This window comes from Chromobacterium sp. FG22 (assembly GCF_057809415.1).
Window position 1 is genome coordinate 1 of sequence record NZ_JBMDJX010000058.1, and the last position, 10,119, is coordinate 10,119.

Sequence of the window (10,119 nt, forward strand, 5' to 3'; positions counted from 1 at the left end):
CCGAACTGCAGGCCGGTCTGCGCCTGGACGGCGCCGGCCTGTGGGCGGCGCGGCTATATCGGCTGGAGCAAGGCTGGCGTCTGCTGTGGCTGGCGCATCACGCCTCGGTGGACGGGGTGTCGTGGCGGATTCTGCTGGCAGACCTGTGGCGGGCCTACGCGGCGCTGAGCCGGGGCGAGGCGATGTCGTGGCCGGCCAAGACGGTGTCGTACCAGGCGTGGTCGCAGCGGCTGTGGGCCTGGGCGGACAGCTTGCCGGAATCGACGCTGGACTACTGGCGGGAGATGGACGCGCCGGGGATGACCCTGCCCGGCGTCGGCGCGGGCGAAGACACGGTGGCGGCGGAATCGCGGGTGTCGCTGCAATGGGACGCGGCGACCACGGAACGCTGGCTGCGGCAGGCGGGCGAGGCTTACCGGATGCGTCCGAAGGAATTGCTGCTGGCCGCGCTGGCGCGGGCCTTGCGCCAATGGACGGGCGCGGAGGAATGCGTGCTGGACCTGGAAAGCCACGGCCGCGACGGGCTGGCGGGCGTGGACGTGTCGCGCACCGTGGGCTGGTTCACCAGCTTGTATCCGCTGCGGCTGCCGCTGAGCGGCGACTTGCCGCGGGATCTGAAGTCGGTGAAGGAGCGGATGCGCGGCGTGCCGGACAGCGGCATCGCCTATCAGGCGCTGCGTTACGGCGGCCGTGGATCGGAGCTGGGCGGCCATGCGCGCACGGTGTGCTTCAACTACCTGGGCCAATGGCGGCTGGAAGAAGGCGGCGCGCCGGGCGCGGCTTGGCTGGGCGAGCCGCCGGGCGGCGCGCGCTCGGGCGGGATGAGGCGTCGCTACGCGCTGGACGTGGTGGCGCAGGTGCACGAAGGGCGGCTGCGGGTGGACTGGCTGTACAACGCGGCGCTGCAAGCGGCGGACGCGATGACGGCGCTGGCGGAGCACTTCCGCGCCGAGCTGGACGCGGTGCTGGCGCACTGCCTGTCGCCGCAGTCGGGCGGCCTGACGCCGTCGGACCTGCCGCTCGCTCAACTGGAGCAGAGCGATATCGACGCGATCGAGCGCGAGCATCCCGGGCTGGAGGCCTTGTACGGCGTGACGCCGTTGCAGCAGGGCATTCTGTTTCACTCCATCGCGGACGAGGACGCGCCGCTCTATATAGAACAACTGCACTGGAAAATGAGCGGCGTCTTCGACGCGGAACGCTTCCGTCAAGCCTGGTTCGACGTCGCGGCGGCGCACGCCGCGCTGCGCACCACCTTCCGCTGGCGGCAGTTGCAGAGCCCGGTCCAAATCGTCCATCCCCGTCTGGACCCGGACTGGGACACGCTGGATTGGCGCGCGCTGTCCGCCGAGGCCTGCGTCAGCCGCTTCGACGCGCTGCGCGAGCAGGACCGTCAACGCGGCTTCGATCTGGAACGCGGGCCCTTGCTGCGCGGCACCCTGATCCGCGAACCCGGCGACGCCTGGCGCTTCCTGTGGAGCTACCACCACGCGGTGGTCGACGGCTGGTCGGTGCCCTTGATCCTGAAGCAGGTGATCGGCCGCTACGCCGAGCTGGGCGCCGGCGACGCGGCCCCGCTGCCGGGCAGCCGTTTTCTGCCCTTCGTCAATTGGCTGGCGGCGCGGGACGAGAGCGAGCAGGCGGCGTACTGGCAACAGGTGCTGGCCGGCATAGAAGAGCCCACGCCGATAGGCTTCGCCGCGCCGGCGCGCGGCGTGCAAGCGCGGGGCCAGGGCCGGCGCGCCTTCGTGTTCGACGCGGGGCTGAACGAGCAGGTCGACCGCGCCGCGCGGCGGGCCGGCGTCACCCGCGCCAGCCTGCTGACCGGCGCCTGGGCGCTGACCCTGGGCTATGCCGGCGGCGGGCGCGAGGTGGTGTTCGGCACCACGCTGTCCGGCCGGCCGGCGACGCTGCCGGGCGTCGAGCGGATGGTGGGGCTGTTCATCAACACGGTGCCGGTGCGCGTCGGCATCGACGACGACGCGCGCGTGTCGCAATGGCTGCAGCAACTGCATGGACAGCAGAGCGAACGGGCCAGACTGGGCGCCGCCTCGCTGACCGACATCCGGCGCTGGGCGGGCTACGAGGGCGGCGAGCTCTTGAGCAGCCTGTTCGTGGTGGAAAACTATCCGGTGGACCGCCAGCTGGCCCGAGGCGACGCCGGTTTCGACGTCAGCGAGTTCGCGGCGGCCGAGACGCGTACCAATTATCCGCTGGTCGGCCAGCTGATTCCGGGCGAGGAGACCGTGCTCTATGTCGATTTCGACGCCTCGCGCTACGACGAGGAGGGCATAGGCCGGCTGGGCGCGAGCTTCCTGCATCTGCTGGCCCAGCTCGCCGCGCAGCCGGACGCGCGGCTGGGCGATCTGAGCCTGGTGGACGAGGCGGAGGCGCGCCGGCTGATTCACGACTGGAACGCGACGCCGCCGGTCGGCGACGGCTATCTGCTGCACGCCGGCATAGAGCGGCACGCCGAGCTGACGCCGCTGGCGCCGGCGATCATCGGCGTGGACGAGGCGATGAACTACCGCGAACTGGCCGACGAGACGCTGCGCGTCGCCAGGGCGGTGGCGGCGGCGGGCGCGCGGCGCGAACCGGTGGCGGTGCTGCTGCCGAGGAGCGCGCGCGCGGTCGCCGCCTACTCGGGCGTGATGCGCGCCGGCTGCGCCTATGTGCCGGCCGATCCGGCGATGCCGCCGGGACGCTTGCGCGATCTGCTGGCCACGGTCGGCCATGTGCTGACGACGCGCGAGCATCTGCCGCTGCTGGACGGCGTCGCGGCGCGCGCGATCCTGATCGACGAAACGCCGCCGGCCGAGGTCGCGCTGCCGGAGGCGGCGCCCGACGATCTGGCCTATGTGATGTTCACCTCGGGCTCCACCGGCAAGCCCAAGGGCGTGATGATCAGCCACCGCGCGGCCGCGCTGACGATGGAAGTCTTTCTGCGCCGTTATGAGATCGGCGCGTCCGACCGCTTGATGTGCGTGTCGGCGGCGGGCTTCGACCTGTCGGTATTCGATTTCTTCGGTGCGTTCGCGGCGGGCGCCGCCGTCTTGCTGGCGCCGGAGTCGTCGACGATCGCGCCGGCGGCGTGGCTGGATCTGATGGCGCGCGAGGGGGCGACGGTTTGGGAGTCCGTGCCGGCGGTGATGGAGCTGCTGTTGCTGGAATGCCGGCAGAGCGGGCGCGCGCTGCCGCCCACGCTGAAGCTGGCGATGTTGAGCGGCGACCGCGTGCCGGTGGGGCTGCCCGCGCAGATCCGCGCGGCGGCGATGTCCGATCCGGAGGTGCTGGCGCTGGGCGGCGCCACCGAGGCGGCCATCTGGTCGTGCTGGTACGACACGCGGGGACTGGCGGCCGACGCCGCCTTCGTGCCCTATGGCCGCCATCTGCCGGGGCAGCGGCTCTATGTGCTGTCTTCCTCGCTGCAGGCGGTGCCGGTGGGCGTGCCGGGCGATCTGTGGATCGCCGGCGCGGGCGTGGCGCTGGGTTATCTGGGCCAGCCCGATCTCAGCGCCTACCGCTTTGTCGACAATCCCTTTGTGCCGGGCGAACGGATGTACCGGACCGGCGACCGCGCGCGCGCGCTTGCCGACGGCAATCTGGAATTCCTGGGCCGAGTGGACGATCAGGTCAAGATCGGCGGCTTCCGGATCGAGATCGGCGAAATCGAGGCCGCGCTGGCGGCGGCGCCGGGCGTGGAGCGCGGCGTGGCCTCGGTGGTCGAGCGCGACGGGCGGCGGATCATCGCCGGCTATGTGCTGTTGCTGCCGGGCGCGAGCCTGGATTCCGCCGCGATTCGCGACGCGCTGGCGCGGCGGCTGCCGCCATACATGCTGCCGGCGTCGATCATGGCGCTGGACAGCGTGCCGCTGAGCGCCAACGGCAAGGTGGACCGCAAGCGCCTGCCTGAGCCGCAGATCGAGGCGGGCGCGGCGGCGGCGGAGAACGCGGCCGAGGCGGCGCTGGTGGAGATCTGGCAAGGCCTGCTGGGGCTGGAACGCGTGGGGGTGAGAGACAACTTCTTCGCGCTGGGCGGCGACTCCATCCTGAGCATACAGATGGCGTCGCGGGCGGCGGAGCGGGGCTTGCGCATCAGCCCGCAGCAAGTGTTCCGCTATCCGACCATCGCCGAGCTGGCGGCGGAAAGCGGCGCGGCGGAAGAAACCGGCGCGCCGGCGGAGCAGGGCGAGGTGAGGGGCGAAGTGAGGCCAGGCCCGATCCAGGCCTGGTATCTGGACTGGCCGGGCACGGACTGGCAACAGTTCAGCCAGGGAGCTTATCTGGGCCTGAGCGGCCCGCTTGACGCCGAGGCGCTGATCGGCGCGCTGCAGGCGGTGGCGCAACACCACGACGCGCTGCGGATAGGCTGGCGGCGGGACGGCGAGCGCTGGATTCAGGAAAGCGGCGCCGGCGCGCCGGTGGAAGTGAAGATAGTAGACCTGCGCGGCCTGGCCGACGCCGAGGCCGCGCTGGAGCGCGACGCGGCCGAACTGCAGGCCGGTCTGCGCCTGGACGGCGCCGGCCTGTGGGCGGCGCGGCTGTACCGGCTGGACCAAGGCTGGCGTCTGCTGTGGCTGGCGCATCACGCCTCGGTGGACGGGGTGTCGTGGCGGATTCTGCTGGAAGACCTGTGGCGGGCCTACGCGGCGCTGAGCCGGGGCGAGGCGACGTCGTGGCCGGCCAAGACGGTGTCGTACCAGGCGTGGTCGCAGCGGCTGTGGGCCTGGGCGGACGCCTTGCCGGAATCGACGCTGGACTACTGGCGGGAGATGGACGCGCCAGGGATGACCCTGCCCGGCGTCGGCGCGGGCGAAGACACGGTGGCGGCGGAATCGCGGGTGTCGCTGCAATGGGACGTGGCGACCACGGAGCGCTGGCTGCGGCAGGCGGGCGAGGCCTATCGGATGCGTCCGGAGGAATTGCTGCTGGCCGCGCTGGCGCGGGCCTTGCGCCAATGGACGGGCGCGGAGGAATGCGTGCTGGACCTGGAAGGCCACGGCCGCGACGGGCTGGCGGGCGTGGACGTGTCGCGCACCGTGGGCTGGTTCACCAGCCTGTATCCGCTGCGGCTGCCGCTGAGCGGCGACTTGCCGCGGGATCTGAAGTCGGTGAAGGAGCGGATGCGCGGCGTGCCGGACAGCGGCATCGCCTACCAGGCACTGCGTTACGGCAGCCGTGGATCGGAGCTGGGCGGCCATGCGCGCACGGTGTGCTTCAACTACCTGGGCCAATGGCGGCTGGAAGAAGGCGGCGCGCCGGGCGCGGCTTGGCTGGGCGAGCCGCCGGGCGGCGCGCGCTCGGGCGGGATGAGGCGTCGCTACGCGCTGGACGTGGTGGCGCAGGTGCACGAAGGACGGCTGCGGGTGGACTGGTTGTACAACGCGGCGCTGCAAGCGGCGGACGCGGTGACGGCGCTGGCGGAGCGCTTCCGCGCCGAGCTGGACGCGGTGCTGACGCATTGCCTGTCGCCGCAGTCGGGCGGCCTGACGCCGTCGGACCTGCCGCTCGCCCATCTTGACCAGAACGATATCGACGAAGTGTTACAGCTACTGAACGAACAGCCATGAACAAAACATTATCAAACGCCGCGCAGCAAGCCGGCTCGAAAGTCGAGACCATGCTGCCGTTGACGCCGACGCAGCAGGGCCTGCTGTTTCATACGCTGAAAGCGCCGGAGTCCGGCGTCTATTACGAACAGGTCGCTTGCGCCTTCCAGGTCGCGCTAGACGCGGCCGATTACCGGCGCGCGCTGGAAGCGGTGATCGCGCGCCACGGCGTGCTGCGAACCGGCTTTCTGTGGGACGGGCCGTCCAAGCCGGTGCAGGTGGTCTTCCGCGACGTCGAACTGCCGTGGGTGGAGGAGGACTGGCGGGCTTTCGATCCCGAGGAGCAGCGGCGGCGCCTCGCCGCCTACCGGGACGAGGACCGGCGTCCGGGCTTTCACCTGAGCCGCGCGCCGCTGATGCGCTGCGCCTTGTTCCGCACCGGCGAAGAACGCTATGAGTTCGTGTGGAGCTATCACCATCTGCTGCTGGACGGCTGGTCGGTGCAGATCGTGCTGGGCGAAGCGCTCGCCTGCTACGACGCCTACCGGCGCGGGGCCGATCCGGCCTTGCCGCCGCCCCAGCCCTACAGCGCTTTTCTGCGCTGGCTGGACCAGCAGGACGGCGCGGCGGCCGAAGCCTTCTGGCGCGAGCGGCTGGGCGATGTGCGCGCGGCCACGCCCTTGCCGCTGGCCGAGGAGGCCGGCCCGGAACACGCGTGCGGCCACGGTCTGCTGGAACGCGAGCTGGACCCGCGGACGAGCGAGGGCCTGCAGCGGCTGGCGCGCGCCTGCGAGCTGACGCAGAGCACGGTGATCCAGGCCGCCTGGGCCTTGCTGCTGGCGCGAGCGAGCGGCCGCGACGACGTGGTGTTCGGCACCACCGTGTCCGGCCGGCCGGCCGAGCTGCGCGGGGTCGAGCAGATGGTGGGGCTCTTCGTCAACGCGCTGCCGACGCGCGCGACCGTCGACGCCGCGCAGACGCTGGGCGACTGGCTCAGGCAGCTGCATCGCCGGCATGTGGACGCCGAAGCCTACGCCTATACGCCGCTGCACGCGATTCCGGGCTGGAGCGGCGTGGCCCCGGGCGCGCCCTTGTTCGAAAGCCTGGTGGTGTTCGAGAACTATCCGGCGCGCGCGGACGCGACGCGCTATCGGGAACGGCTGGGCGTCGGCGACGTCGAGGTGGTGGAACAGACCAACTATCCGCTGACCGTGGTCGCGATTCCCGGCGAGCGTCTGCGCTTGCGCCTGCATTACGATCGCCAGCGCGTGTCGGAGGCGTCGGCGGAGCGGATCGTCGCGATGCTGGCGCGGCTGCTGGAGCAGTTCGAACGCGGCGGCGCCGCGCTGCGCATCGGCGCGGCGTCGCTGCTGGGCGCGGAGGCGGGCGGCGCGCTGGTCGCGGGCTGGAACGCGGCGGCCCGGCGCGCGGACGAGACGGCGCGCCAGTGCCTGCATCGCCGTTTTGAGGCGCAGGCGCGCGCGCGGCCCGACGCCGTCGCGCTGCAATGCGAGGGCGAGGCGCTGACTTACGCCGAACTGGACCGCCGCGCCAACCGGCTGGCCTGGCGGCTGGACGCCGCCGGCGTGCGCGGCGACACGCCGGTTGCGCTGGCGTTCGGGCGCGGCGTGGACAGCATCGTCGCGATACTGGCGGTGTTGAAGGCGGGCGCCTTCTATGTGCCGCTCGATCTCGACCATCCGCCGGAGCGCCTCGCCTGGATACTGGAGGATATCGGCGCCGGCGCGCTGATCTGCGGCGAGGAAGCGCGCGAGCGCTTCGGGGACTTCGGTGGGGTTCTGATCGGGATGGGGGATGCGGCGGAGTCCGGCGAGCGCGAAGACGTGCCGCCGCCGCGCGACACTTCGCCCGCCGACCTGTGCTACGTGATCTACACCTCGGGCTCGACCGGACAGCCCAAGGGCGTGTGCGTGGAGCACCGCAATGTGGACCATCTGTTCGCGGCGACGCGCCGGAGCTACGGCATCGGACCGTCGGACGTGTGGACCCTGTTCCATTCCTACGCCTTCGACTTCTCGGTATGGGAAATCTGGGGCGCCCTGCTGCACGGCGGGCGGCTGGAAATCGTGCCTTACCGCTGCTCGCGCACGCCGGAGGCGTTTCTCGCGCTGCTGGAGCGCGAGGGCGTCACGATGCTGAGCCAGACCCCCAGCGCCTTCAAGCAGCTGCTGCGCGCGCTGGGCGACGCGCGGCGGCCCTTGCCGGCCGGCTTGCGTCATGTGTTCTTCGGCGGCGAGGCGCTGATTCCCAGCCAGTTCGCCGCCTGCCTGGGCGAGGAGAGCGGCGTCGCGCTGGTCAATCTCTACGGCATCACCGAAACCACGGTGCACGTGACCGAGCGCGTGCTGGGCGCGGGCGACGCGCTCTCCTCGCGCAGCCCGGTGGGCCGGCCCTTGCCCGGCTACCGTATCTACCTGCTCGACGCCGCCGGGCATCCGGTGCCGCCGGGTGTGCCGGGCGAAATCTACGTGGGCGGGGAGGGCGTGGCGCGCGGTTATCACAAGCGTCCCGAGCTCGACCGCGAACGCTTCATCGCCGACCCCTTCCTGCCCGGCGAGCGGCTTTACCGCAGCGGGGACCTCGGGCGCTGGGACGCGGACGGCGAGCTGGACTATCTGGGCCGCATCGACGAGCAGGTCAAGATCCGCGGCTTCCGCATCGAACTGGGCGAGGTGGAGGCGGCGCTGGCCCGGCACCCGGACGTCGCCGCCGCGGCGGTGATGGTGGACGAGGCGAGCATAGACGGCCACGCGCAGCTGGCGGGTTTCGCGGCGCCGCGCGAGGGCGCGTCGCTCTCTCCCGCCGCGCTGCGGGACTGGCTGGCGCAGCGCCTGCCGCCGCACGCGATTCCGGCGCGCCTGATCGAGGTGGATGCGATCCCGCTGACCCCTAACGGCAAGCTCGATCGCCGCCGGCTGGCCGACGCGCTGGCGGCGGACGGCGACGCCGCGCGTCCGCACGTCGCGCCGCGCGATGCGGTGGAACAGGCGCTGGTCGGCGTGTTCGAATCCGTGCTCAAGCGCTCGCCGGTCGGCGTCACCGACAACTTCTTCGAGCTGGGCGGGGACTCCATCCTGAGCATCCAGATCCTGTCGGCCGCGCATAAGGTCGGCATCGACTTCACGCTGGACGAGCTGATGCGCTCGCTGACCATAGCAAGGCTGGCGCCGCGGGTCCGGCGCACGGACTCGCCGCCGCCGGCCGCGAGCGCGCCGCCGCCTCCGCCGCCGCTGGACGCCGCCTACGAGGACGCCTATCCGCTCAGCGCGATGCAGATGGCGATGCTGGCCAACGAGATGCGGCACGGCCAGGACTCCGCCTATCACAACGTCAACGATCAGCGGCTGGCCCTGCCTTTCGACGCGGCCGCGCTCGAGGCGGCGTTGCGCGGCGCCTTCGAACGCCATCCGGCGCTGCGCACCGCCTTCGATCTGGCCGCCGACGAGGAGCCGCTGCAGTACGTGCACCGCCAAGTATCCTTGCCGCTGGCGGTCAGCGACTGGCGTGGCCTGGACGCGGCGCGGCAGGACGCGCGGATTCTGGATTGGCGCGAGGCCGAGCGGCGCCGGCGCTTCGACGTCGAGCATCCGCCGCTGATCCGCTTCGCCGTGCATCGCCTGAGCGAGGAGGAGATGCATATCGGCGTGACCAAGCACCACGCGATTCTGGACGGCTGGAGCTTCAACCTGCTGCTCTCCGAGCTGATCTCGGACTATTCGGCGCGGCTGGCCGGCCGGACGCTGGCGCTGACGGCGCCGGCCACCCGCTACCGCGACTTCGTCGAGCGCGAGCGCGAGGCGGCGCGTTCGGACGCGCTGCGCGACTGGTGGCGCGCGCGGCTGCAATCCTTGCCGGCCACGCGGCTGGCGCGGGAGCCGGACGGCGACGCGGCGCCGGCGGAGGTGCCGATTTCGGCCGCTGAGTCCGCCGGCCTGGAAGCGCTCGCCGCGCGCGCGGGCGCCTCGGTGAAGAGCGTGCTGCTGACGGCGCATCTGCTCGCCTTGTCGCGCATCTGCGGCAGGCCGGCGGTGACGAGCGGCGTGGTGTTCAACGGCCGCAGCGAGGGCGCGGACGGCGACCGGGTGCTGGGCCTGTTCCTGAACAGCCTGCCGCTCGGCTTCGACTTCCCGGCCGGCGTCTTCGACGCCGTCGCGCTGGTGCGCGCGGTGCAGGCGGCCGAGCTGGAGGTGTTCAGCCGCCGGCGCTATCCGCTGATCGAACTGCATCGGCAGGTGGGCACGGTGTTCGACGCGCTGTTCAACTTCACGCACTTCCGCGCGCTGGAGGACGCGGTGCGCGACATCGAGGTGTCCGACGGCTATGCGAGCGACACGACCAATGTGCCGCTGGTGGTGCAAAGCAGCTTCGACGGCAGGCAAGGCGTATTGCGGATCACCCTGGTGCCGTCGCGCGGGCATTTCTCGACGGAGACCGTGCTCCGCTTCGTCGCGGAGTACGCGGCGGCCTTGCGCGCGCTGCTCGGGGAAACCACGGCGGGGGACGCGGCCGCCGGCGGCGCGAGCAGGGCGGACGGCGGCGAGCGCCGGAG

At 71.8% G+C, this 10,119-nt stretch carries 2 protein-coding genes; both read left to right on the forward strand.

Features of this window, described 5'->3' with window-relative positions; genetic code table 11:
• Nucleotides 1-5,570: amino acid adenylation domain-containing protein (locus ACODSD_RS24615; RefSeq protein WP_488878590.1), on the forward strand; the 5,570-nt coding region annotated here is incomplete at its 5' end.
• Nucleotides 5,567-10,119: amino acid adenylation domain-containing protein (locus ACODSD_RS24620; protein ID WP_488878591.1), on the forward strand; the 4,553-nt coding region annotated here is incomplete at its 3' end. The genes ACODSD_RS24615 and ACODSD_RS24620, both read left to right, overlap by 4 nt.